Below are 21,614 nucleotides of genomic sequence, written 5' to 3'. Positions count from 1 at the left end.
GGATGCGGCAGGGTCAGACGGGCTGACGGACGCGGGCGCGGGCGTTGCGGCGCTTGAGCGCGCGGCGCTCGTCCTCGCTGAGTCCACCCCAGACACCGTGGTCCTGCCCCGCCTCGAGCGCCCACGCGAGGCACTGCTCGCGCACGTCGCAGCGCCGGCAGACCGCCTTGGCCTCCTCGATCTGGAGGATGGCCGGGCCGGTGTTGCCGATCGGGAAGAACAGCTCCGGATCCTCGTCGAGGCATGCGGAACGGTGTCGCCAATCCATGGGTGGGAATGCTCGCTTTCGATACGTACAAGGGGGCCCGGTGTCAGGGCACACGTGAAACCGCAAAAGTGAACGGCTTCACGATCGCTCTGACTACAGTTCCAAGGAATCGGGTCCGAATCAAGGGATAAGTCCCGTTCCGTGGATCACAAATGCACTGACCATGCCGCTGTCAATGCCGGTGACCATGCCGCTGACGTCGTCGGCGGGCTCGCTGCCGTGGCCACGGGCTAGGGTCGGGGACCGTGACCGAGGGACCTGCCAGCACGCCGGACGGGACGCCACCGGGTGGAAGTACCCGGGGATCGTCGTCCAACCCGCCCCCTTTGACCGTGGCCGCCTCGCTGGTCGGGGTCCAGGCGGTGGTGCTGCTGGTGCTGGCCGTGCTGGAGTCGGCGAACCTGGCCGACGACCGGCGATCGATGGGACTCTCGACGGCGATCTTCTTCGCGGCGTACGGCGTCGTGCTGCTCGCCGCGGCGTGGGCGCTGCACCGCCGCTCCGGCTGGGCCCGGGGACCGGCGCTGATCACCCAGCTGATCGTGCTCGGGCTGGCGTGGAACGAGCGCGAGCACCCGGTGGCGGCGATCGGGCTGGTCGTGTGTGCGGCGATCGTGCTCGCCGGGATGCTGCACCCGGACACGATCGCGGTGCTGGACCGCGACCCGACGGCGGGCGACGAGGCCGACGACGCCTGATCCGCGTCGGCCGGGGCTGGCGCCGCGGCGTACGGCCTAGCCGTCCGCCTCGAGCGAGTGCCGCAGCTGCTCGAGGGTGCGGCTCAGCAGCCGCGAGACGTGCATCTGGGAGACGCCGATCTCCTCGGCGATCTGCGACTGCGTCATGTTCTTGAAGAAGCGCAGCAGCAGGATCCGCTTCTCGCGGGCGGGGAGGTTCTCCAGCAGCGGCTTGACCGACTCGCGGATCTCGACGTGCTCGAGCGCGCCGTCGTCGACGCCCATCGCGTCGAGCATGCTCTGGCCGGCGCCGCCGTCGGAGTCGTCGTCGGTGGCGTCGAGGGAGAGCGTGGAGTAGGCGTTGCTCGACTCCAGGCCCTCGACGATCTCCTCGACGGAGCAGCCGATGGCGTCGGCGAGCTCGCGCGGGGTGGGGGAGCGGCCCAGGGTCTGGGTGAGCTCGGCGGTGGAGGCGCTGATCTGCATGCGCAGCTCCTGCAGCCGGCGCGGCACGCGGATGGCCCAGCCCTTGTCGCGGAAGTAGCGCTTGATCTCACCGATGATGGTCGGCGTCGCGTAGGTGGAGAACTCCACGCCACGGTCGGTGTCGAAGCGGTCGACGGACTTGATCAGCCCGATCGTGCCGACCTGCACGAGGTCCTCGTAGGGTTCGCCACGGTTGCGGAAGCGGCGGGCGCAGTGCTCCACCAGCGGCAGGTGGAGGTGCACGAGGCGGTCGCGCGCGGTGTCGCGCTCGGCGGCGGACGCGCCCTCGTCGTGCAGCACGGCGAACAGGTCGGCGCTGCGGCGGCGGGTCTCCTCGACGGACATCGACCGCCGGTCGTCCCGAGACAGGTCGGCGGTCATGAGGCGAGCGAGGACCGCACCGTCAGCCGGACTGCATAGGTGTCGGCGGTGGTGTCGATGGAGGCCTCGGCGGCCAGGGTGGCGAGCACCTGCCAGCCGAAGCTCTCGTAGTCGGGCTCGGAGGGAGCGGAGGAGGTGGCGCTGACGGAGATGCCGAGCGAGGCGGGCTCGAGGCGGAAGACGCAGTCGAGGACGGTGCCGGGGTCGGCCTCGTCGAGCACTATCGCGGCAGCCTCCGAGACGGCGATGCGCAGGTCCTCGATGTCGTCCATCGTGAAGTCGAGGCGGGCGGCGAGGCCCGCGGTGAGGGTGCGCAGCACGGAGGCGTAGGCGCCGTCGGCGGGCAGCCTCAGCTCGACCTCTGCCGGCTCGCCGGTCGGGGCTGAGTGCTCAGCAGCGGGGACGCTCGTCTCGGACATGCCGCTCCTCCGAGTGGGAATGGGACCTGGACCGGCCCCGAGCCTACGCGAACGGCCGCGCCCCCGGACGGGGGCGCGGCCGCGCGCGTCGGTCAGCCGACCGGAACCAGGCGGATCCGGGTCAGGGGCGGATGCCCAGCAGGTCGAGCAGGATGCCGAGACCGAGGTCGTCGAGCAGCTTGTCCACGCCGAGGGTCGAGAGGACCTGGTCGAGCAGCCAGCTGAGGCCGGTGGTCTCGAGGATCTCGCCGAGGATGTTGCTCAGCATGTCGGCGCCGGGGATGACGGAGCCGCCACCGAACGCGCCGCAGAGCGGAGCCGCCTGCGGGACCTGGTCGCACAGCAGCTGCAGCGGGTTGGCGAGCGAGCCGCCACCGGGGATCAGCGAGACGAGGCCGTCGCAGATCTCCTGCGGCACGCCGGCGTCGCAGAGGAACTGGATCGGGCTGGCGGTGGCACCGCCGGCGGACACGGCCGACTTGCACTGCTCGAGCTGGACCCGGCGCGAGGACTTGACCGTCGCGGCGGAACGGGCGGCGGCCTTGGTGTTGGCGGCCTTCTTCTTCGCCTTCTTCAGGACCTTCTTGGCCTTGACGAGGACCTTCTTCGCCTTGGCCTTCTTGGCCTTGCCCTTGGCCTTCTTGACGGCCTTGGTGGCCTTGGTGACCTTCTTCTTGGCCTTGGCGACGGCCTTCTTCGCCTTCGTGGCGGCAGCCTGCTTGGCGGAGGCCTTGTTGCTCGCCTGGTTGAAGGCGGCGGCCTGCGTCGAGCAGTTGGCGGTCGCGGCCTGCGCGGTGCCGGCGGCGGCGACCGGGGCGGGCGCGGCTGCGGTGGCGGGCGCGCCGGTGACGGTCAGGGTCAGGCCCAGGCTGACAGCCAGGGCGAGGACGATCTTGATCAGGACGCGATGCATCGCGTGGGGTCTCCCTCCGGTTGGGTCCGGGCAGGTTCAGCCCGGGTACGCGAGGGATGCATCGGCAGGTCGAGCAGGAATGACAGGAAATCCTGTCGAAATGGTGGCGGAGTCCTGCGAAGCGGGTGCCGGCCCGGGTGGTGACCCGGCGGAGAACGACAGGAGCCGCGCACCCCGGAGGGTGCGCGGCTCCTGCAGTGGAGACCGGCTCAGGCCTTCTTCGCCTGCGCTCGCTGGCGCTCGCGCGACTCAGGCGTTCGCCGCCAGCCCACGAGCCCGGGTCGGTCAGCGCGACCGAGGTCGCGCGACCGGGCTCGTGGGCTGTGGCTCACTTCTTCGTCTCCCAGAAGATCTCGGCGATCTCGTCGATCTTCGCGAGCAGCTGGTCGGCGACCTCGGCGTCGAGGCTGCCCTTGGTGCCGGTGGCGCCGGCGAGCTTGGTGGCCTCGTTCACCAGGGTGTGCAGCTGCGGGTACTTCTCGAAGTGCGGGGGCTTGAAGTAGTCGGTCCACAGCACCCACAGGTGGTGCTTGACCAGCTCAGAGCGCTGCTCCTTGATCAGGACCGCGCGGGTGCGGAAGTCCGGGTCGTCGTTGTCGGCGACCTTGGCGATGAGGGCCTTGATCGACTCGGCCTCGATGCGGGCCTGGGCCGGGTCGTAGACGCCGCAGGGGAGGTCGCAGTGCGCGGAGACCTCGATGGTCGGGGCGACGAACTTGCGGGTGAGACGGGAGAACATGTGGGTCCTCTCTGGGAGATCGACGTGGGCACCACGTCATCGACGCGGTGCGAACTGCTGACTGCGACACTACTCGGCATGGCAGGCGGGGCAACGGACGGTCGCGACTCGGGACACGCTCCGGTACGACGCAAGGTCGGCCTCGCCGTCGTACGCGGGGACTCGATGCGGCCCACCCTCGCCCCCGGCGACCGCCTGCTCGTGGCGTGGGGAGCGCGGGTCCGCCCCGGTCGCGTGGTGGTCGCCCGGTTCGCCGACGGCACGGTCGTCGTCAAGCGCGCCGTCGAGCGGCGCGACGGCGGCTGGTGGCTGCGCGGTGACAACCCCGCCGCCGGTGTCGACTCGCGCCACCGCGGGGCCGTCGCGGACGACGACGTGTGGGCGGTTGCCCGGGCCAGGGTCTGGCCGCGGCCGCGCCTGCTGTGACCCTCGTCATCCGGACGGGGCGCCCTCCCGGGAGGGCGGGTGTGGGAGGATTGCTCTTCGTGGCTGCTGACGTTCCTTCCCCCCACCCGCGCGCGGGCGACCCGGTGTTCGACCTCCACCTCGGCGGGAAGATGGCGACCGTACCCACCGCTGACGTCAGCAACAAGGACGAGCTCTCGCTCGCCTACACCCCCGGTGTCGCCGAGGTCTGCACCGCGATCGCGGAGGACCCCGAGCTGACCCGGCACTACACGTGGGTGCCCAACACCGTCGCCATCGTCACCGACGGCACCGCCGTGCTCGGACTGGGCGACATCGGTCCGGCCGCCGCGATGCCCGTGATGGAGGGCAAGGCCGTGCTGTTCAAGCAGTTCGGCGGCGTCGACGGCGTCCCGATCTGCCTGGCGACGACCGACGTCGAGGAGATCATCGAGACCGTCGTCCGGCTCGCGCCGAGCTTCGGCGGCATCAACCTCGAGGACATCTCCGCCCCGCGCTGCTTCGAGATCGAGGACCGCCTCAAGGAGGCCCTCGACATCCCCGTCTTCCACGACGACCAGCACGGCACCGCCGTGGTGACCCTGGCCGCGCTGGTGAACGCGCTCAAGCTCACCGGCCGCACCCCGGAGTCGACCCGCGTCGTGATCTCCGGCGCCGGCGCCGCGGGCGTCGCGATCGCCAAGATCCTGCTCGCCGCCGGCATCCGCGACATCGCGGTCACCGACCGCAAGGGCGTGGTCAGCTCCGACCGCCACGACCTCACCCCCGCGAAGAAGGCGCTCGCCGAGCTCACCGCCGACAAGAGCGGTCGCCGTGGCACCCTCGCCGAGGCGTTCGACGGCGCCGACGTCTACATCGGCGTCTCCGGCGGCACCGTGCCGGAGGAGGTCGTCGCGACGATGGCCGACGACGCGATCATCTTCGCGATGGCGAACCCGAACCCCGAGGTCCACCCCGACGTCGCCCACCGGCACGCGCGGGTCGTGGCCACCGGCCGCTCGGACTTCCCGAACCAGATCAACAACGTGCTGGCCTTCCCCGGGATCTTCCGCGGTGCGTTCGACGTGCACGCGAGCGCGATCACCGAGGGCATGAAGGTCGCCGCCGCCGATGCACTGGCCGCGCTCGTCGGTGACGACCTGTCCGAGGACCTGGTCATCCCCTCGCCGTTCGACCCGCGGGTCGGCCCGGCGGTCGCGGCCGCGGTCGCCGAGGCGGCCCGGCGCGACGGCGTCGCCCGCGCCTGACCTTTCCCGGACCATCCCGGAGCCGCCCAGTCCCCGAACGGGGGCGTGGGCGGCTTCGTCGTCTCGGTAGGTTGAGCCCGTGTTCGCCGTCTACGCAGACTCCTTCGCCAGCTCCGCCGACGACCCGCTGACCGGCCTCGTGGTCGGCGAGCGCCCCGACCCGGTCGCCCCCGACGGCTGGACCACGGTCACCGTCAAGGCCGCCTCGCTCAACCACCACGACCTGTGGTCGCTGCGCGGCGTGGGCCTCAAGCAGGAGGCGCTGCCGATGATCCTCGGCTGCGACGCCGCGGGGTACGACGAGGACGGCAACGAGGTCGTCGTCCACGCCGTCGTCTCCGACCCGTCGTGGACCGGCGACGAGACCTTCGACCCGCGCCGCTCGCTGCTCTCCGAGCGGCACCAGGGCACGTTCGCGGACAAGGTCATCGTGCCGCGCCGCAACGTCGTGCCGAAGCCCGCGTCGATGTCCTTCGAGGAGGCCGCGTGCCTGCCGACGGCGTGGCTCACGGCGTACCGCATGCTCTTCACCCAGGGGAACCTCAAGGCCGGTGACACCGTGCTGGTGCAGGGCGCCGGCGGCGGCGTCGCCACCGCCCTCATCGCGCTCGCCCGCGCCGGCGGCCTGCGCGTGCTCGCCACCAGCCGCGACGAGGCCAAGCGCGCCAAGGCGCTCGAGCTCGGCGCCCACGAGGTGTTCGGGTCCAACGAGCGCCTGCCGGTCAAGGTCGACGCCGTCATGGAGACCGTCGGCCGCGCGACCTGGTCGCACTCGATCCGCTCGCTGCGCCCCGGCGGCAAGATCGTCATCTCCGGCACCACGTCCGGCCCGAAGCTCGACGACGCCGAGCTGACCCGGATCTTCTTCCTGCAGCTGAGCGTCATCGGCTCCACGATGGGCACCCGCGACGAGCTGGCCAGCCTGGTCACCATGCTCGACGCCACCGGCGTCCGCCCGGTCATCGACCGGGTGCTGCCGATGACCGACGCCCGGGACGGGTTCGCCGCCATGGCCGGCGGGGAGGTCTTCGGGAAGGTCGTGTTCACCCGCTGAGGGGGAGGGGGTTTCACCACCTAGGTGGTGAAACCCCGGCCTGGCACACGAAATCAGGGCCAGATCGGCAAGTTTCGTGTGCCCAGTCCCGCAGTTTCACCACCTAGGTGGTGAAACCACGCCCGCCGAGCGCCCCCACCCCCGCGCGAAAACCGCTGGCGGGAATCAATCCCCGTGCCCGACGATTGACTCCTGACGTCGCCACCGGGGAGAGCGATGAGTTTTCCCCGTCGCTGATGTCGAAAAGGTGCCGGCCCGTTCGTGGAGTAGGTGAAGCGAGGGCCGGATCGTCCGGCAACACCGTTGGTCGGCCACCGCTGGACCATGCCTCCCTACCGATTGGACCCGTCATGACTGCGCCCACCGGGCCCCACGCGATCGGCGACGACGCCGAGGACCTCGCCGCGTTCGAGCAGGAGTTCAGCGCCCCCACGACCCCGGGGGCCGCGGCTCCCGCCGGCCGCACGCCGCTGGTGATCAAGCTCCTCGTCGCCGCGACCTTCGTCGTGATCCTCAACGAGACCACCCTCGTCAACGCCGTGCCGCGGCTGATGACCGACTTCGGCATCAGCGAGAGCACCGCGCAGTGGTCGCTGACCGTCTTCATGCTGACGATGGCTGCGGTGATCCCGGTGACCGGGTGGTTCCTGCAGCGGGTGAGCACGCGCTCGGCGTACGCGACGGCGATGACCACGTTCACCGCCGGCACGCTCGTCGCCGCGCTCGCGCCGACCTTCGACGTCCTGCTGGTCGGCCGCGTCGTCCAGGCGGGCGGTACGGCGGTGATGATGCCGCTGCTGATGACCACGCTGATGACCGTGGTCGCCGCCGAGGACCGCGGCCGGGTGATGGGCCAGGTGACGCTCGCGATGTCGTGCGCCCCGGCGCTCGGCCCGGCCGTGTCCGGCGTGCTGCTGCACTTCGGCTCGTGGCGCCTGATCTTCGCCGTGGTGCTGCCGATCGCCGTGCTGGTCGGGTTCTTCGGGTTCCGCCAGCTCGAGAACGTCGGCGAGGCGCGCAAGAGCCCGATCAGCTGGCTCAGCGTCGTGCTGGCCGCGGGCGGCTTCAGCTCCTTCGTCTACGGCCTCAGCAAGGTCGGCGAGGGTGAGTGGACCGAGCCCGCGCTGCTCATCGGTGGCGGGGTCGTGCTGATCGCGGCGTTCGCGGTCTACCAGCTCGTGCTGCAGCGCTCGGAGCGCCCCCTGATGGACCTGCGCACCCTCAAGCACCGCAACTTCGCGGTCTCGCTGGTGCTCATGTCGGCCGGCTTCATGGCCTTCCTCGGCTCGATGCTGCTGCTGCCGCTCTACCTGCAGAACCTGCGCGGCCTGTCCGAGCTGCAGACCGGCCTGCTGGTGATGCCCGGTGGCCTGGCGATGGGCCTGCTCGGCCCGCAGGTCGGCAAGGTCTACGACCGGATCGGCTCGCGGCCGCTGGTGATCCCCGGCTCGGTCGCGATGGTGGCGCTGCTGTTCGCGCTCAGCCGGATCGGCACGGACACGCCGTACGCCGTCATCCTGGCCCTGCACGTCGCGCTGATGGCGAGCCTGGCCACCGTGTTCACGCCGGTGTTCACCATCGGCCTGGGCGACCTGGCGCCGCAGCTGTACTCCCACGGCAGCTCGCTGCTGGGCACGCTGCAGCAGGTCGCCGGCGCGATCGGCACCGCGCTGCTGGTCGTGATCATGACCAACCGCACCGAGCAGCTCGCCGAGGACGGCGCCAGCTCTGCCGACGCGTTCGTCGGCGGCCTGCAGTGGGCGTTCGCCGCGGGTGCGGCGATCGGCCTGGTCGTGATCGCGATGGCGCTGCTGCTGCCGTCGAAGGTCGCCGCGCCGGAGGGTGCGCCGGCCGCACACTGACGCACCACGCCCGGAGACGGCGCTGCCGGCCGGACCCGCGAGGGTCCCGCCGGCAGCGGTCATTTCCGGGCCGGGCAGCCGGGGAGCCGGTCAGCCGAGGAAGGCGTCCAGCGCCGGCCAGCTGACCTCGGCGGCCCGCGGCCCGGCGACCAGGCCGAGGTGGCTGAGCCCGTCGGCGGCGACGTACCGCGCGCCGGGCACGACGCCCACACCCGCGCGGACGGCGGGGCCGTCGGCGATGTTGTCGGTCTCGCTGCCGACGAGGAGGACCCGCGTCCGGACGTCGGCGAGGTGGACGGCCCGCTTGCGGCTGAGGTGGACGGTGCCGGACGCGAGCTCGTTGCGCGCCATCAGCCGGGTGTGGATCTGGTGGTACGCGCGGCCGGGGTAGCCCGGCATCTCGGCGATGAAGGCGTCGACGGCCTCGGTGCGGGCGAGGGTCTCGACGTCGAGGATGTTGCGGGTCAGGTGCAGCGCCTTGGTGAGCTCGCGGCGCGGCGCCATCGCCCGGTAGCTGGCGCGGACCAGGTGCTTCGGCACACCCCCCAGCAGGGCCGTCGGTGCGGTGACCGCCCGCGAGCCGAGCAGCCGGTCGGCCGCGATGAGGGGCTGGACGGCGGCGACCTTCGAGTAGTCGATCGGCGTCCCGAACGCCGTGAGCGACGAGATCGGCAGGTCCGGGTGCGCGGCGGCGGTCAGCAGGCTGATCGTGCCGCCGAGCGACCACCCGACGAGGTCGACCCCGTCGACAGGGTCACCGGCCTCGGCGTGGTCGGCCAGCACGGCGTGGATCGCGGTGGGCAGGATGTCGTCGATCCAGGCCTCGAAGCCCATCGCCCGGTCGGCGAAGGTGATCCGCCCGTAGTCGAGGAGGTACGTCGCCCGGCCGGCCTCGACCAGGTGCGCGGCCAGGCTCTGGCCCGGTCGCAGGTCGAAGCAGCGGGCGGAGACGGCCAGCGGCGGGACGAGGAGGACCGGCCGTTGGGCCGTGGCTGGCGTGGCGCGGTCGTAGCGGACCAGTCGGCGGTGCGGCTCGTCGGAGAGCACGGTGGCCGGCAGGCCGTCGTACTGCTCGATGCCGGGGCCGATCGGGGACAGCGCCCAGGCGTGGCGGGCGGCGGTGGTCAGGGTGTCGACTGCGGAGGGCACCGCGCCATGGTGGTCGGCGGGCGGGGGAGAGTCCACCGAACGTGACGAGCCTGACGCGCGCCTCAGGGGCGGGACCGCCAGTTGATCGCGCCGACCACGAGCATCCGCAGCTGGGTGCGGGCGGAGTCGGTGATCTGCTTCTCCTCCGGCGAGCCCGGGCCGGCGGTGATCAGCCGCTCCGCCGTGGTGACCATCGCGCCGACGATGAGCGAGGAGAGGGTGCGCAGGTCCTCCTCCGACCACTCCGAGGTGCCGGGCAGGTGGGCGAGGTCGACGGCGAGCTCGCGCTCGGCGATCTCGATGCCGCGGTTGATCGCCGCGCGCACCGGCGCCGGGCCGGCGAACCGCTCGCGGGCGATGAAGCCGAAGTGGGCGTGGTTGCCCCGCACCTGGGCCACCAGGACGCCGACGGAGCCGTCGATGATCGAGCGGAAGTCGTCGCCGGCCGAGCGCCGCAGCTCGCGCAGCAGGGCGCGGAGGGTATCGAGGGACTCCTCGACGAGCGCGAGGCCGAGGTCCTCCAGCGAGGGGAAGTGGCGGTAGAAGGCGGTCGGCACGATGCCGACCTCCTTGGCGACCTGGCGCAGCGAGAGGGCCACGAGGGTCGACTCGGCCGAGAGCGCCAGCGCCGCGTCGAGGATCGCGCGGCGGGTGCGCTCCTTCTGCTCGAGCCGAGTCCCACTCATGTACCCGATCCTACCTTCGGTGAACATGTGTGCACTGTCACGCCGTGGACCCGTTGACCCTCGCCGGCGAGGTTGACAAGGTTTTGGGTGTACAGACGTGCACTCAAATCTTCCCGCACCCGTTCCGAAGGAGGCGCGATGTCCGCGCTCATCACCACGCCGACGGGGCCCACCCCGGCCGGCCCGGTCGGGCGGCTCCTGCGCTCGCGGCTGGTCGCCGCGCTCACCACGCCGCACGGCGTCGACCGGTACCTCGAGCGGTTCAACCCGATGTGGGCCGCCCACGAGGTCCGCGCCCGCGTGGTCTCCGTCCACCGCGAGACCGCCGGTCGCGACACCGCACCGGTCGCCACGATCACCCTGGAGCCGACCAGCACCTGGCGCGGCCACCGCGCCGGCCAGCACGTGCTCGTCGGCGTCGAGCTCCCAGGCTCCGCGCGCCGGCTGACCCGGGCGTTCTCGATCTCCTCGGCGGCCTCGGTCCCGGGTGAGCAGATCACGCTCACCGTCCGCGCCAACGACGACGGCCAGGTGTCGAAGTACCTCGTCCGCGAGGCGCAGCCCGGCACGATCGTCCACCTCTCGCAGGCGCAGGGGGAGTTCACCCTCGACGAGAGCCCGGCGACCCCGACCAGCAACCACCTGCTGTTCATCACCGGCGGCTCCGGCATCACGCCGGCCATGTCGATGGTGCGCACCCTCCTGCGCGACGGGTACGACGGGAAGGCGGGCCGCAAGGTGACCTTCCTGCACTACGCCCGCAGCCCCGAGGACCAGATCTTCGCCGACGAGCTGGCCGCGATCGCCGAGGCCGACAACGACGTCACCGTGCACCTGCGCCACGGCGACCAGGTCTTCAACGAGCTCGAGCTGCGCCGCCTGGTGCCCGACTTCCGCCACACCGACACGTGGCTGTGCGGGCCCGCCGGCCTGGTCGACCTCGTCCGCGACGCCTACACCGGCCCCGACGGTGAGCTCTCCCCGCGGCTGCGGATGGAGTTCTTCAAGCCGGCCGTCGCCCGCGCCGCCCAGCCCGGCGAGGCCGTCGAGGGCGAGGTGTCCTTCACCCGGTCCGGCACGACCGTCGCCGCCGACGGAGCCAGCCTGCTCGAGCAGGCCGAGGCGGCCGGCCTGAGCCCGGAGTACGGCTGCCGGATGGGCATCTGCTTCACCTGCACCCGCACCAAGACCTCCGGCACCACGCGCAACGTCCTCACCGGCGAGGAGTCCTCCCTGCCCGACGAGGAGATCCGGATCTGCGTCACCAGCGCCGCCGGCGACTGCCACGTCGACCTGTGACGCCCGGCGCTGACGCCATCCCCGCCCCGACATCCCCAGCACGTCCCTGACCGACGCACCGTCGTACGAAGGAGCTGACATGACCACCACCGCACCCGAGAAGGACGAGCGGTACCACGGCCTGACGGCCGAGCAGATCGAGAAGCTCGGCGAGGAGCTCGACGCCCTCCGGCAGCGCATCATCGCCGACCTCGGCGAGGCCGACGCGGAGTACCTCCGCAAGGTCGTCAAGACCCAGCGCAGCATGGAGGTCGCCGGCCGCGCGCTGTTCTACCTGCCCGTGATCGGCTGGGTGCCGGCCGTCGCCTGCCTCAGCATCTCCAAGATCCTCGACAACATGGAGATCGGGCACAACGTCATGCACGGTCAGTACGACTTCCTGGGCGACCCGGCCTTCAACTCCCGCATGTTCGACTGGGACACCGTGTGCCCCGGCGAGCAGTGGAAGTACTCCCACAACTACATCCACCACACGTTCACCAACATCGTCGGCAAGGACCGCGACGTGGGCTACGGGATCCTGCGGATGGACCCCGACCAGAAGTGGCACCCGTACTACCTGGGCAACCCGGTCTACGCGTTCCTGCTGATGGTGCTCTTCGAGTGGGGCGTCGCGATGCACGACCTCGAGGTCGAGAACATCGTGGCGGGCAAGCGCAGCCTCGAGGACAACAAGCCGCTCTACCCGGGCCTGATGAAGAAGGTCAAGCGCCAGGCGCTCAAGGACTACGTGCTGTTCCCGGCGCTCACCGGCCCGCTGTTCCCGCTCACCTTCGCGGGCAACGCGACGGCCAACCTGATCCGCAACATCTGGGCGTTCAACATCATCTTCTGCGGCCACTTCCCGGCCGGCGTCGCGTCGTTCTCCGAGGAGGAGACGGCGGACGAGACCCGGGGCCACTGGTACCTGCGCCAGATGCTCGGCTCGGCCAACATCACCGGCAGCAAGCTGATGCACCTGATGAGCGGCAACCTGTCGCACCAGATCGAGCACCACCTCTTCCCGGACCTCCCGGCGCGCCGCTACCCGGAGATCGCCGAGGAGGTGCGCGAGATCTGCGAGCGCTACGGCCTGCCCTACAACACCGGCCGCCTCGGCAAGCAGCTGTTCAGCGTCTTCCGCAAGATCGTGCGCTACTCGCTGCCCGGCGGCACGGCGAAGGTCTCCCCGGTGCCCGGCCCCGACTCCGTGACCGACGACTCGTTGGCAGCCTGACCGAGCTCGCGCGAGACTGGGTCCATGAGCGGACGTGACCAGCTGAGCCGGGCCGAGATCGCCAAGGACGCGCTGCAGGCCGGCGCCGAGGCCGCGGCCCACACTGTCGGCGAGGTCGCCACCATCGTGACCCGCGCCGTCGGTGACGTCGCGGCCGCGGTGGGCGGGCTCGCCACCGAGATCTTCGAGATCCGCGACTCCTCCCGCCGGGCGCTGGCCGACCAGGACCCCGACGACCCCGACGACCAGCAGGTCTGACCCGCCGGGCCAGCAGCACCACCACCGACCGACCCTCCGCGCCCGCGCGGAGGGTCGAGTCGTCTGTCAGGCGGGCGCGTCACGTCGTACGACGGCGCGGCGCTCGCACCGCCACGACCGGCACCTCGCACCGCCACGACCGGCACCTCGCACCGCCACGACCGGCACCTCGCACCGCCACGACCCGCACCTCGCACCGCCACGACCCGCACCTCGCGCAGCCACAACCCACACCTCGCGGTGCGAAGCCTCACACCTCGCGGTGGTGGGGGTGGGGTCAGGAGGGGAGGAGGGCGCGGGCGGCGTCGCGGGCGGCGGCGGGGTGGGGGGCGGCCAGGGCGACGCGGGACATGGCGCGGCACTGCTCGAGGGTGACGGTGCCGAGGCGGGCGCCGACGGGACGGACGGCGGCCGCGGCCATCGAGAGCGAGGTGACGCCGAGGCCGACGAGGACGCAGGCGAGGAGCGGGTCGGCGGCGGCCTCGCCGCAGACGCCGATCGGCTTGCCGGCGCGCCGGCCCGCGGCGGCGGTCATCTCGACCAGCTGCAGGACGGCCGGCTGCCACGGGTCGGTGAGGTGGGCCAGGTCGCTGCAGAGCCGGTCGGCGGCCATCGTGTACTGCGTCAGGTCGTTGGTGCCGATCGAGAGGAAGTCGACCTCGGCCAGGACCCGGTCGGCCAGCAGCGCGGCGCTGGGGACCTCCACCATCACGCCCGGCACCAGGCCGCGCTCGCGCGCGGCGGTGGCGAAGTCACGGGCCTCGTCGACGGTCGCCACCATCGGCGCCATCACCCACGTGTCGGCGCCGGTCTTCTCGGCCGCCGCCGCGACCGCGTCGAGCTGGCGCTCCAGCAGGCCGTGGTCGGTGAACGACAGGCGCAGGCCGCGCACGCCGAGGGCGGGGTTCTCCTCGTCCGGGTGGGTGGCGAAGGCGATCGGCTTGTCGGAGCCGGCGTCGAGGGTGCGCACGACGACGTTGCGGTCCTTGCCGAACGGGGCGAGCACGTCGGCGTACACCGCGGCCTGCTCCTCGACGGTGGGCTCGGTGTCGCGGTCGAGGAAGCAGAGCTCGGTGCGGAACAGGCCGACCCCGGCGACCGGGCCGTCGGCTGCGGCCTGCGCGGACGCGGCGTCGGCGACGTTGGCCATCAGCTTCACCGGGTGGCCGTCGGCGGTGCGGCCGGGGCCCTCCCAGTGGGCGAGCTCGGCCCGCGCCTCGGTGTCGCGGTCCACGCGCTCGCGGGCGGTGGCGGGGTCGGGGTCGACCTCGACCGTGCCGGCGGCCCCGTCGACGAGCAGCGTGTGCCCCGAGGCCGCCGCGACGACCCCCGTGGCACCCACGACACATGGGATGCCGAGCTGGCGGGCGATGATCGCGGTGTGGCTGGTCGGGCCGCCGCGCTCGGTGACCAGGGCCAGGACCAGCGCGGGGTCGAGGCCGGCGGTGTCGGCCGGGGCGAGGTCGGTGGCGACCAGGACGACCGGCCCGTCGGGCAGCGTCACGCCCGGTTCGGGCTCACCGACGAGGCGGGCGACCACGCGGCTGCGGATGTCGCGCAGGTCGGTGACCCGCTCGGCCATCAGCCCGCCCATGCCGGTGAACACGGTGACGAACTGCTCGACCGCGTGGTCGACGGCGGTGAGCACCGGCTCGCCGGCCCGCAGGTTCTTGCGGACCGCCGCGCGCAGGCCGCGGTCGGTGGCGAGCCCGGCGCTGGCGGTGAGCACGCCGGCAGTGGCGCCGTCGGCCGCGGACGCCTTGCGGCGGAAGCCCTCGGCGACCGCCTCGACGGCCGCGTCGTAGGCGGCAAGGGCGTCGTCGGGGTCGGTGAACCCGCCGTCGCCGTACTTCTCGACGGCCGCGGGGGAGACGTCGGTGACCGTGACCAGGGCCGGCCCGAAGGCCAGGCCGGGAACGACCGGGGTGCCGTGGATCGAGGTGACCATGGTCACACGCTAAGCCGGATCTCCTTGACTTTCAACACAAACGGGCATAGAACAACACAAACGCAGATCGGTGAGGGAGGTGACATGTACGCGGAGGAGCGCCAGCAGGCCATCGCCCGCCAGGTCGCGACGCACGGTCGGATGTCGGTCGCCGAGATCGCCGCGCTCTTCGACGTCACGACCGAGACGGTCCGCCGCGACCTCACCGCGCTGGAGGGGCTCGGCGCGCTGCGCCGCGTGCACGGCGGCGCCGTGCCGACCTCGGCGCTCTCCACGATCGAGCCCGGCCTGCTGGAGCGCGACGCGGCCAACACCGAGGCCAAGACGCAGATCGCCCGGGCGGCGCTCGACCAGCTGCCGCCCGCCGGGGCGTCGGTGCTCATCGACGCGGGCAGCACCACCGCCCGCTTCGCCGACGCCCTGCCGGGCAACCACCGGCTCGTGGTCTACACCCACAGCGTCTCGATCGCCGCGCGACTGGCCGGCAACGCCGGCATCGAGCTGCACCTGCTGCCGGGCCGGGTCCGGACCAACACCCACGCGGCCGTCGGCGCGACCACCGTCGCGGCGGTCGGCGCGCTGCGGGTCGACGCGGCCTACCTCGGCGCCAACGGCCTCTCCGCCGCCCACGGGCTCTCGACCCCCGACAGCGAGGAGGCCGCGACGAAGCGTTCCTTCGTGACGGCGGCGGAGCGGGTCGTCGCACTGGTGGACTCCTCCAAGGTGGGCGTGGAGACGGCCGTCCGCTTCGCCTCCCTCGAGGAGGTGGACGCCCTGGTCACCGACGACGCCCTGACGGCTGCGGACCGGGCATCCTTCGAGGCCGCCGGGGTGGAGGTCGTGACCGCGTGATCGTCACCGTCACCCCCAACCCCAGCATCGACCGCACCGTGGTGCTGCCGTCGGCGCTGGTTCGCGGCGGCGTGCACCGCGTGGCCGAGTCCCTCGACCAGCCCGGGGGCAAGGGCGTGAACATCTCCCGCGCGTGCGTCGCCGCGGGCGTGGCCACCTGCGCCGTGCTCCCGGCGGAGCCGGACGACCCGTTCGTCCACGAGCTCGACCACCTCGGCGTCCCCAGCGCACCGGTGCCGCCGGCCGGACCGGTCCGGGTCAACCTGACCGTGACCGAGCCCGACGGCACCACCACCAAGCTCAACGCCGCCGGCGCGAGCGTCACCGCGGCCGACCTCGACGCCCTCGTCGACCGGGTGCTCGAGCTGCCCGCCGACGCCTGGGTCGTCCTCGCCGGCTCGCTGCCGCCGGGCGCCCCGCAGGACTGGTACGCCGGCGTCTCGGCCCGGCTGCGCGCGACCGGTCGTCGCGTCGCGGTCGACACCAGTGACGCCGCCCTGGACGCCGTCGTGGCCACCCTCGCCCCCGGCACCGCACCCAGCCTGCTGAAGCCGAACGCCGAGGAGCTCGCCGCCGTCGTCGACGCCGACCCGGACCGCCTCGAGCGCGACCCGGGGCAGGTCGCGCTCGCAGCGCGCACCCTCGTCGAGCGCGGCGTCGGGACGGTGCTCGCCACCCTCGGCGGCGCCGGGGCCGTGCTGGTGGACGCCACCGGCGCCTGGCACGCCACGCCGCCGCCGACCCGCGTCATCAGCACCGTCGGCGCCGGCGACTGCAGCCTGTTCGGCTACCTCGCCGCCGACCTGCGGGGCGCACCCGCGCCGGAGCGGCTCGCCAGCGCCGTGGCCTGGGGCAGCGCGGCCGCCGGCCTGCCCGGCACCACCGTGCCCACCCCGGACGACGTGCGGGCGGGCGACGTCGCCGTCCGCTCGCTCGAACCGACCGCCTGACCCCTGCCTGACCGCACTGCCTGATCCCATGGCCTGACCGCCACCCCCACCGAGAGGAAGCACCATGCACACCGTCACCGTCACCGTCGGCTCCGCCGTCGGCCTGCACGCCCGGCCCGCCGCGATCATCTCCGAGGCCGCCGGCGAGCTCGACTCCGAGGTGCTCATCGCCACCCCGGGCGGGGAGGGCGTCGACGCGAGCTCGGCGCTGCTGATCATGACCCTCGGCGCCGGCCACGGCGACCAGGTCGAGGTCTCGGGCGAGGACGAGGCCGACGTCGCGAAGATCGCCGCGCTCGTGGAGCAGGACCTCGACGCGGAGTAGCCGGCGTCAGGTGAAGGAGAGCCGGAAGCCCGCCATCCGGAACGAGCCCAGCCGGCGGGCCCCGCGCAGGAAGCCGAGCGGACCGTCGGCGGCGAAGTCCCACCGCGAGCGGCAGGGCAGGGCCCGGGCGCTGCCCTTCATCTCCACATCGGCGACGTCCGGGTGCTCCTCGATGCCCGGCTGCTCGACCAGGCCGGTGAACGGCACCCGGACCGCCGCGCGGGAGACGTCGGTGAAGTGCGCCGACACGATCGGTCGGCGCTCGAGGGTGGCCGTCCAGTCGGTCGAGGTGACCGGGCCGCGGAAGCTGCTCTCCATGTCGAAGTCGCACAGCTGCTTGGGGATCGCCCACAGCTCGCGCCCGCCGGCCTGCGACGCCTCGGAGTCCACCCAGATGTCGGTGATCGTCACCGCGCCCTTGCCGGCGCGGTTCTTCGTCGTCCGCGCGACCAGCAGCTCGTGGTAGGTCAGCGGGCTGGGGTCCTCGTAGGACACCAGGGCCACGCCGTACGTGCCCGCCGGGTGGCGCTCGTCGGCCGCCTCGCGGAGCCGGAAGGCCGACAGCCAGAGCGAGCCGTGCATGTTCCACGGCGGCGGGGGATAGGGCTTCATGCAGGCGGTTCCTCTCCGTCGGCTTCCAGGAGCACCTGGGCGGTGTGCTCGATCCCGGCCTCCATGGCGGCCGGGAGGTCCCCGGTCAGCCCGGCGGCCATCGGGCTCTCCTCGCGCGGGCCGAGCCCGGCGGCGGCGCGCTCGACCGCGCCCGCCACGTCGATGACGGTCGCATCGCGGACGTAGGGCTTCTCCAGCTCCTTCGCGACGTAGCGCGCCACGAAGCGGCGCAGCTCGCCCTCGACGTTGGCCGCCCGGCTGGTCAGCGAGGCGCGCAGTCCCTGTGCCCGCAGTCGTACGACGACCTGGCCGGTCTGCGGCGGTGTCAGGTCGAGGACGATGGCCAGGTCGGCGCGGGCGCGCGCGGTGATGACGAGCGGGACGGTGATGTCGGCGTCGAAGTGCTGCTGGTCCACGCCGAGGTCGATGCTGAACTGCAGGGTGACCGGCAGGTCGACGTGGAAGGCGACGGGGTCGGCGCCGACCCGCTGGCCGGTGGCGGTGCCGATCACGCCGCGGGCGGTCACCTTCGCGATCCGGCCCGGCCCGACGCCGAGCGGGCCCACGTCGATCGGTCGGCCGGCCAGGACGTTGACGCCGCGCAGCACCCGGTCGACGGTCACGGCCGTCGCGAAGAAGCGCTCGCCCCACCGCGCGTAGTCGACCAGGTCCTCGTCCACGCGGGCGACACTAGCGGGCGGCGACCGCCTTCGGGCCGGTGGCGAGGCCGCGCGCCGTCATCTGCAGGGTGCGGTCGATGGCTGCCTCCCGCTCGGCGGCCGGCAGGTCCTTGAGCGGGCCGTCGGTCAGCAGCAGGGCGAGGCCGTGCACGGCCGCCCACGGCCCGGCCTCGGCGCCGGGCCGGTCCTCGGGGGCCAGGTAGCCGACCTGGACGAGCTCGTCGAGCATCTCGCCGAGCAGCGCGTAGGGCGCCGCGTCCGCCGGCATCGGCTCGGTGGGGTAGCGCAACCGCCCGGTGAAGCAGGTCTGGAAGATCCCCGGCTCCTGCATCGCGAACCGGATATAGCCGCGACCGGTCGAGAGCAGCCGCTGCAACGCGCGCTCCACGGGGTCGCCGCCCTCGGGGACCGCCTGGAGGAACTCCGCCATCGCCGCGACCATGCCGTCCATGGCCAGGGAGCGGGCGGCCTCGAGCAGGTCGGTCTGGTTGCCGAAGTGGCGGTAGGCCGCGGTGGGGGTGACGCCGACCTCGCGGGCAGCGCCCCGGATGGTCACGGCGTCCGGCCCGCCGGACGCGGCGAGCTCGGTGGCCGCACGGGCGAGGGCGTTGCGCAGGTCGCCGTGGTGGTAGCGGTCGCGTCCGGTGGTCGTCACGGCTACATGTTGACACCCATACACATCTCGTGCAATGTTGACACCCATAAAGTTTACGCCCGCACACATTGCTCATCGGGAGGACGCCATGTTGTTCCACTGGATCGGGGAGCTGGTCACCCGCCGCTCGCGCTGGGTGCTCGCGCTCGGCGCCATCGCCGTCGTCGCCGCCGCCGTCGTCGGGGTCGGCGCGTTCGGCAAGCTGGAGACGGAGGGCTTCGACGACCCCGCCTCCGACAGCAGCCGCGCCGCGGCCCTGCTGGAGGAGCGCTTCGCCGGTGGCTCCGACTACGTCTTCGTCGTCGAGGCGGCCGACGGCGACGTCGACTCACCCGCCTCGGCCGCAGCCGGTCGCGAGCTCACGGACCGCCTCACCGCCGACCCCGACCTGGCCGACGTGACGTCGTACTTCGACACCCGCGCGGGCCCGATGCGCTCGACCGACGGCAGCCACGCCCTGGTGACCGCCTCGGTCGCCGCTGGCGCCGAGGCCGACCCTGCCGCGGTGCTCGGCGACTACGCCACCGACGCCGGACCGCTCACCGTGCACGTCGGCGGAGGGGAGGTCGTCGGTGAGGAGATCGGCGGCCAGATCGGCAAGGACCTCGGCCTGGCCGAGAGCATCGCGATCCCGCTCATCCTCGTGCTGCTCGTGCTCGCCTTCGGCAACGTCGTCGGCGCGCTGGTCACTCTCGGCGTCGGCATGGTCGCGATCCTCGGCACCTTCGCGGAGCTGTCGATCCTCGGCTCGACCACGGACGTGTCGATCTACGCCATCAACCTGACCACCGGGCTGGGGCTCGGCCTGGCCGTCGACTACGGCCTGCTGATGGTGGCGCGGGTGCGCGAGGAGCGCGCCGGGGGCCGGACCCACGACGCCGCCGTACGACGCGCGGTCGAGACCGCGGGTCGCACGATCGCGTTCAGCGCGACCACCGTGGCCGTGGCGCTGGCCTCGCTGCTGGTGTTCCCGATGTACTTCCTGCGCTCGTTCGCCTACGCCGGCATCGGAGTCATGCTGATCACCGCGTTCAGCGCGGTCGTCGTGCTGCCGGCCGGGCTCGCCGTGCTCGGCGACCGCATCGACGCGTGGCGGCTGCCGAAGGTGCGCGGCATCCGGGGCGAGGAGGCCCCGGCGTGGGCGCGCCTGGCCCGGTTCGTCACCCGGCGCCCGCTGGTCGGTGCGCTGCCGGTGGTCGCGGTGCTCCTGGTCGCGGCGGTCCCGCTGGCCGGGATCGAGCTCGGCACCCCCGACGACCGCGTGCTGCCGACGAGCGCGTCGAGCCGGCAGGCGGGTGACGCGCTGCGCTCGGAGTTCCGGGGCGACGGCACCCACCCGGTCCAGGTGGTGCTCGACGGGTCCGTGACGCCGGCCGACGTCGCGGCGTACGGCGAGGAGCTCGCCGGTCTCGACGGCGTGGTGCGCGTCGAGGACCGCCCCGGCGACGGCGCGCACCTGGTGTCGGTCGTGACCGACCTCGACCCGCGCTCGTCGGCGGCCCGCGAGCTCGTCGACGAGGTCCGCTCGGTGCCCGGCCCGGCCGGCGTCGAGGCGCTCGTGGGCGGCGCCAGCGCGGAGCTGCACGACCAGATGACCGGCATCGGCGACCGGTTGCCGGTCGTGCTCGGCTGGCTGGTGCTGACGACGATGGTGATCCTGTTCCTGTTCACCGGCAGCGTCGTGCAGCCGCTGCGGGCCCTGCTGCTCAACGCGCTCGGCCTCGGCGCGACGCTCGGCGCGATGGTGTGGGTCTTCCAGGACGGCCACCTGGCCGACGTCCTCGGGTTCACCCCGCAGCCGATGGACAGCAGCATGATGGTCCTGCTGTTCTGCGTCGCCTTCGGCCTCTCGATGGACTACGAGGTCTTCGTGATGGGCCGGGTCAAGGAGATGCGCGACCACGGCTTCGACAACGAGCAGGCGCTGGTCCACGGCCTGGCCCACACCGGCCGGATCGTCAGCACCGCCGCCGCCCTGATCGCGATCAGCTTCTTCGCGTTCCTGGTGAGCTCCGTCAGCTTCATCCAGTTCTTCGGGCTGGGCACCGGGCTGGCGATCCTCATCGACGCCACCCTCATCCGCGGCGTGCTGCTCCCGGCGAGCATCCGGCTGCTGGGGGAGCGGGCCTGGTGGGCGCCGGCCCCGCTGCGCGCGGTGCACCGCCGGTTCGGGCTCTCGGAGTCCGTCGCCGAACAGCCGGCCCGCGAGCCGGCGCCGGTCGGCTGACCTCCCACGGCCGCCGGCACGACGAAGGGCCCCGCGAAGACCTGGTCTCCGCGGGGCCCTTCCCTGTCTGCGTCCGGCGCGGCGCGGCCGGGTGGTCAGTCCTCGGGGTCGTCGAGCCGCGCCAGCCAGGTGGCGAAGCGCTCGACCGCCACCTCGAACTCCGGGTGGGTGTCGACGAACTCCTGCAGCCGCTCGCCGAGCCAGGCCAGGGTGACCTCCTCGTCACCCCGCCGCTGCTCGAGCTCCTCGATCCCGCGGTCGGTGAAGTACATCAGCGACCCACCA

At 72.7% G+C, this 21,614-nt stretch carries 24 protein-coding genes; 12 read left to right on the top strand and 12 right to left on the bottom strand.

The window, feature by feature from the left end; translation table 11 throughout:
• Positions 1-13: 13 nt before the first annotated feature.
• Complete coding sequence (locus NOCJ54_RS0111675) at positions 14-268, bottom strand: WhiB family transcriptional regulator (protein WP_028655649.1); 255 nt, start codon at positions 266-268, stop codon at positions 14-16.
• Positions 269-600: 332 nt separating this feature from the next.
• On the opposite strand from NOCJ54_RS0111675, the gene NOCJ54_RS28245 reads away from it, so the two are divergent.
• Positions 601-966 carry a hypothetical protein gene (locus tag NOCJ54_RS28245; RefSeq protein ID WP_051485762.1) on the top strand — a complete coding sequence of 122 codons (366 nt, stop codon included), beginning with the start codon at positions 601-603 and terminating at the stop codon, positions 964-966.
• Positions 967-1,002: 36 nt separating this feature from the next.
• Here the strand turns inward: NOCJ54_RS28245 and NOCJ54_RS0111665 are convergent, their stop codons facing one another.
• The 4 genes from NOCJ54_RS0111665 to sodN all read right to left on the bottom strand — a co-directional run bounded on the left by NOCJ54_RS0111665 (position 1,003) and on the right by sodN (position 3,883).
• Positions 1,003-1,812, bottom strand: coding sequence for an RNA polymerase sigma factor SigF (locus NOCJ54_RS0111665; protein ID WP_028655648.1), 810 nt, complete (start codon positions 1,810-1,812; stop codon positions 1,003-1,005).
• Positions 1,809-2,231, bottom strand: a complete 423-nt coding sequence (locus tag NOCJ54_RS0111660) for a hypothetical protein (RefSeq protein WP_028655647.1) — start codon at positions 2,229-2,231, stop codon at positions 1,809-1,811. Before NOCJ54_RS0111660 ends, NOCJ54_RS0111665 begins: the two co-directional genes overlap by 4 nt.
• A 121-nt stretch (positions 2,232-2,352) precedes the next feature.
• Entirely contained in the window at positions 2,353-3,144 is a 792-nt protein-coding gene (locus NOCJ54_RS28240) for a hypothetical protein (RefSeq protein ID WP_051485761.1), read from the bottom strand.
• A gap of 328 nt (positions 3,145-3,472) precedes the next feature.
• Positions 3,473-3,883 (bottom strand): superoxide dismutase, Ni, encoded by a 411-nt coding sequence (sodN, locus tag NOCJ54_RS0111650; RefSeq protein ID WP_028655646.1) that lies wholly within the window; start codon positions 3,881-3,883, stop codon positions 3,473-3,475.
• 78 nt (positions 3,884-3,961) lie between these two features.
• Between sodN and sodX the strand changes: the two genes are divergently transcribed.
• The 4 genes from sodX (at position 3,962) to NOCJ54_RS25325 (ending at position 8,472) form a co-directional block, all read left to right on the top strand.
• A complete protein-coding gene (gene sodX / locus NOCJ54_RS25330) occupies positions 3,962-4,309 on the top strand; it encodes a nickel-type superoxide dismutase maturation protease (RefSeq protein WP_036517673.1) in 348 nt (115 codons plus the stop codon).
• Positions 4,310-4,440: 131 nt separating this feature from the next.
• Entirely contained in the window at positions 4,441-5,556 is a 1,116-nt protein-coding gene (locus NOCJ54_RS0111640) for an NAD(P)-dependent malic enzyme (RefSeq protein WP_084255097.1), read from the top strand.
• A 79-nt stretch (positions 5,557-5,635) separates the two neighbouring features.
• Positions 5,636-6,610 carry a zinc-binding dehydrogenase gene (locus tag NOCJ54_RS0111635; protein ID WP_028655644.1) on the top strand — a complete coding sequence of 325 codons (975 nt, stop codon included), beginning with the start codon at positions 5,636-5,638 and terminating at the stop codon, positions 6,608-6,610.
• 350 nt (positions 6,611-6,960) lie between these two features.
• Positions 6,961-8,472: an MDR family MFS transporter gene (locus NOCJ54_RS25325; protein WP_084255083.1), complete on the top strand. Its 1,512-nt coding sequence runs from the start codon at positions 6,961-6,963 to the stop codon at positions 8,470-8,472.
• A gap of 90 nt (positions 8,473-8,562) precedes the next feature.
• Here NOCJ54_RS25325 and NOCJ54_RS0111625 read toward each other — a convergent pair whose 3' ends face one another.
• Entirely contained in the window at positions 8,563-9,621 is a 1,059-nt protein-coding gene (locus NOCJ54_RS0111625) for an alpha/beta hydrolase (protein WP_028655643.1), read from the bottom strand.
• 62 nt (positions 9,622-9,683) lie between these two features.
• Complete coding sequence (locus NOCJ54_RS0111620; RefSeq protein ID WP_051485760.1) at positions 9,684-10,307, bottom strand: TetR family transcriptional regulator; 624 nt, start codon at positions 10,305-10,307, stop codon at positions 9,684-9,686.
• Positions 10,308-10,445: 138 nt separating this feature from the next.
• Here NOCJ54_RS0111620 and NOCJ54_RS0111615 point away from each other — a divergent pair, with 138 nt between their 5' ends.
• The 3 genes from NOCJ54_RS0111615 to NOCJ54_RS25315 all read left to right on the top strand — a co-directional run bounded on the left by NOCJ54_RS0111615 (position 10,446) and on the right by NOCJ54_RS25315 (position 13,080).
• The gene (locus NOCJ54_RS0111615; protein ID WP_036517643.1) at positions 10,446-11,606 is read left to right on the top strand and encodes a ferredoxin reductase; all 1,161 of its coding nucleotides are present in this window, start codon (positions 10,446-10,448) and stop codon (positions 11,604-11,606) included.
• Between the two features lie 79 nt (positions 11,607-11,685).
• A complete protein-coding gene (locus NOCJ54_RS25320; RefSeq protein WP_051485759.1) occupies positions 11,686-12,822 on the top strand; it encodes a fatty acid desaturase family protein in 1,137 nt (378 codons plus the stop codon).
• Positions 12,823-12,846: 24 nt separating this feature from the next.
• Complete coding sequence (locus NOCJ54_RS25315; protein ID WP_036517642.1) at positions 12,847-13,080, top strand: hypothetical protein; 234 nt, start codon at positions 12,847-12,849, stop codon at positions 13,078-13,080.
• A gap of 277 nt (positions 13,081-13,357) precedes the next feature.
• Here NOCJ54_RS25315 and ptsP read toward each other — a convergent pair whose 3' ends face one another.
• Positions 13,358-15,028 (bottom strand): phosphoenolpyruvate--protein phosphotransferase, encoded by a 1,671-nt coding sequence (ptsP, locus tag NOCJ54_RS0111600; RefSeq protein ID WP_036517668.1) that lies wholly within the window; start codon positions 15,026-15,028, stop codon positions 13,358-13,360.
• A gap of 84 nt (positions 15,029-15,112) precedes the next feature.
• On the opposite strand from ptsP, the gene NOCJ54_RS0111595 reads away from it, so the two are divergent.
• The 3 genes from NOCJ54_RS0111595 to NOCJ54_RS0111585 all read left to right on the top strand — a co-directional run bounded on the left by NOCJ54_RS0111595 (position 15,113) and on the right by NOCJ54_RS0111585 (position 17,155).
• The gene (locus tag NOCJ54_RS0111595) at positions 15,113-15,880 is read left to right on the top strand and encodes a DeoR/GlpR family DNA-binding transcription regulator (protein WP_028655639.1); all 768 of its coding nucleotides are present in this window, start codon (positions 15,113-15,115) and stop codon (positions 15,878-15,880) included.
• Entirely contained in the window at positions 15,877-16,830 is a 954-nt protein-coding gene (locus NOCJ54_RS0111590; protein WP_028655638.1) for a 1-phosphofructokinase family hexose kinase, read from the top strand. The genes NOCJ54_RS0111595 and NOCJ54_RS0111590 overlap by 4 nt, the downstream gene beginning before the upstream one ends.
• Before the next feature lie 64 nt (positions 16,831-16,894).
• Positions 16,895-17,155, top strand: a complete 261-nt coding sequence (locus NOCJ54_RS0111585) for an HPr family phosphocarrier protein (protein WP_028655637.1) — start codon at positions 16,895-16,897, stop codon at positions 17,153-17,155.
• A 6-nt stretch (positions 17,156-17,161) separates the two neighbouring features.
• Here the strand turns inward: NOCJ54_RS0111585 and NOCJ54_RS28235 are convergent, their stop codons facing one another.
• The 3 genes from NOCJ54_RS28235 to NOCJ54_RS0111570 are packed head-to-tail and all read right to left on the bottom strand — an operon-like array spanning position 17,162 to position 19,102.
• Positions 17,162-17,767 (bottom strand): acetoacetate decarboxylase family protein, encoded by a 606-nt coding sequence (locus tag NOCJ54_RS28235; RefSeq protein WP_051485758.1) that lies wholly within the window; start codon positions 17,765-17,767, stop codon positions 17,162-17,164.
• Positions 17,764-18,447: a hypothetical protein gene (locus NOCJ54_RS0111575; RefSeq protein WP_028655636.1), complete on the bottom strand. Its 684-nt coding sequence runs from the start codon at positions 18,445-18,447 to the stop codon at positions 17,764-17,766. The genes NOCJ54_RS28235 and NOCJ54_RS0111575 overlap by 4 nt, the downstream gene beginning before the upstream one ends.
• A 10-nt stretch (positions 18,448-18,457) precedes the next feature.
• Positions 18,458-19,102: a TetR/AcrR family transcriptional regulator gene (locus NOCJ54_RS0111570; RefSeq protein WP_028655635.1), complete on the bottom strand. Its 645-nt coding sequence runs from the start codon at positions 19,100-19,102 to the stop codon at positions 18,458-18,460.
• 88 nt (positions 19,103-19,190) lie between these two features.
• Here NOCJ54_RS0111570 and NOCJ54_RS0111565 point away from each other — a divergent pair, with 88 nt between their 5' ends.
• Positions 19,191-21,329: an MMPL family transporter gene (locus tag NOCJ54_RS0111565; RefSeq protein ID WP_051485757.1), complete on the top strand. Its 2,139-nt coding sequence runs from the start codon at positions 19,191-19,193 to the stop codon at positions 21,327-21,329.
• 95 nt (positions 21,330-21,424) lie between these two features.
• Here NOCJ54_RS0111565 and NOCJ54_RS29885 read toward each other — a convergent pair whose 3' ends face one another.
• On the bottom strand, positions 21,425-21,601 hold the full coding sequence (locus tag NOCJ54_RS29885) for a DUF6104 family protein (protein ID WP_179650634.1): 177 nt from the start codon (positions 21,599-21,601) through the stop codon (positions 21,425-21,427).
• Positions 21,602-21,614 lie beyond the last annotated feature (13 nt).

The sequence above is a fragment of the Nocardioides sp. J54 genome (assembly GCF_000519005.1).
In the GTDB taxonomy this organism is placed as follows: Bacteria; Actinomycetota; Actinomycetes; order Propionibacteriales; family Nocardioidaceae; genus Nocardioides.
Note: the sequence above shows the minus strand (reverse complement) of the source record. Positions and strands in the feature narration are given on the sequence as shown.

Coding starts and splice junctions, on each gene's coding strand:
- NOCJ54_RS0111615 (WP_036517643.1), top strand. CDS start 10,446: ATGTCCGCGCTCATCACCACGCCGACGGGGCCCACCCCGGCCGGCCCG.
- NOCJ54_RS28235 (WP_051485758.1), bottom strand. CDS start 17,767: ATGAAGCCCTATCCCCCGCCGCCGTGGAACATGCACGGCTCGCTCTGG.
- NOCJ54_RS25325 (WP_084255083.1), top strand. CDS start 6,961: ATGACTGCGCCCACCGGGCCCCACGCGATCGGCGACGACGCCGAGGAC.
- NOCJ54_RS0111660 (WP_028655647.1), bottom strand. CDS start 2,231: ATGTCCGAGACGAGCGTCCCCGCTGCTGAGCACTCAGCCCCGACCGGC.
- NOCJ54_RS0111585 (WP_028655637.1), top strand. CDS start 16,895: ATGCACACCGTCACCGTCACCGTCGGCTCCGCCGTCGGCCTGCACGCC.
- sodX (WP_036517673.1), top strand. CDS start 3,962: ATGGCAGGCGGGGCAACGGACGGTCGCGACTCGGGACACGCTCCGGTA.
- NOCJ54_RS29885 (WP_179650634.1), bottom strand. CDS start 21,601: ATGTACTTCACCGACCGCGGGATCGAGGAGCTCGAGCAGCGGCGGGGT.
- NOCJ54_RS0111565 (WP_051485757.1), top strand. CDS start 19,191: ATGTTGTTCCACTGGATCGGGGAGCTGGTCACCCGCCGCTCGCGCTGG.
- NOCJ54_RS0111675 (WP_028655649.1), bottom strand. CDS start 268: ATGGATTGGCGACACCGTTCCGCATGCCTCGACGAGGATCCGGAGCTG.
- NOCJ54_RS25315 (WP_036517642.1), top strand. CDS start 12,847: ATGAGCGGACGTGACCAGCTGAGCCGGGCCGAGATCGCCAAGGACGCG.
- NOCJ54_RS0111595 (WP_028655639.1), top strand. CDS start 15,113: ATGTACGCGGAGGAGCGCCAGCAGGCCATCGCCCGCCAGGTCGCGACG.
- NOCJ54_RS0111640 (WP_084255097.1), top strand. CDS start 4,441: ATGGCGACCGTACCCACCGCTGACGTCAGCAACAAGGACGAGCTCTCG.
- NOCJ54_RS28240 (WP_051485761.1), bottom strand. CDS start 3,144: ATGCATCGCGTCCTGATCAAGATCGTCCTCGCCCTGGCTGTCAGCCTG.
- ptsP (WP_036517668.1), bottom strand. CDS start 15,028: ATGGTCACCTCGATCCACGGCACCCCGGTCGTTCCCGGCCTGGCCTTC.
- NOCJ54_RS0111665 (WP_028655648.1), bottom strand. CDS start 1,812: ATGACCGCCGACCTGTCTCGGGACGACCGGCGGTCGATGTCCGTCGAG.
- NOCJ54_RS25320 (WP_051485759.1), top strand. CDS start 11,686: ATGACCACCACCGCACCCGAGAAGGACGAGCGGTACCACGGCCTGACG.
- NOCJ54_RS0111620 (WP_051485760.1), bottom strand. CDS start 10,307: ATGAGTGGGACTCGGCTCGAGCAGAAGGAGCGCACCCGCCGCGCGATC.
- sodN (WP_028655646.1), bottom strand. CDS start 3,883: ATGTTCTCCCGTCTCACCCGCAAGTTCGTCGCCCCGACCATCGAGGTC.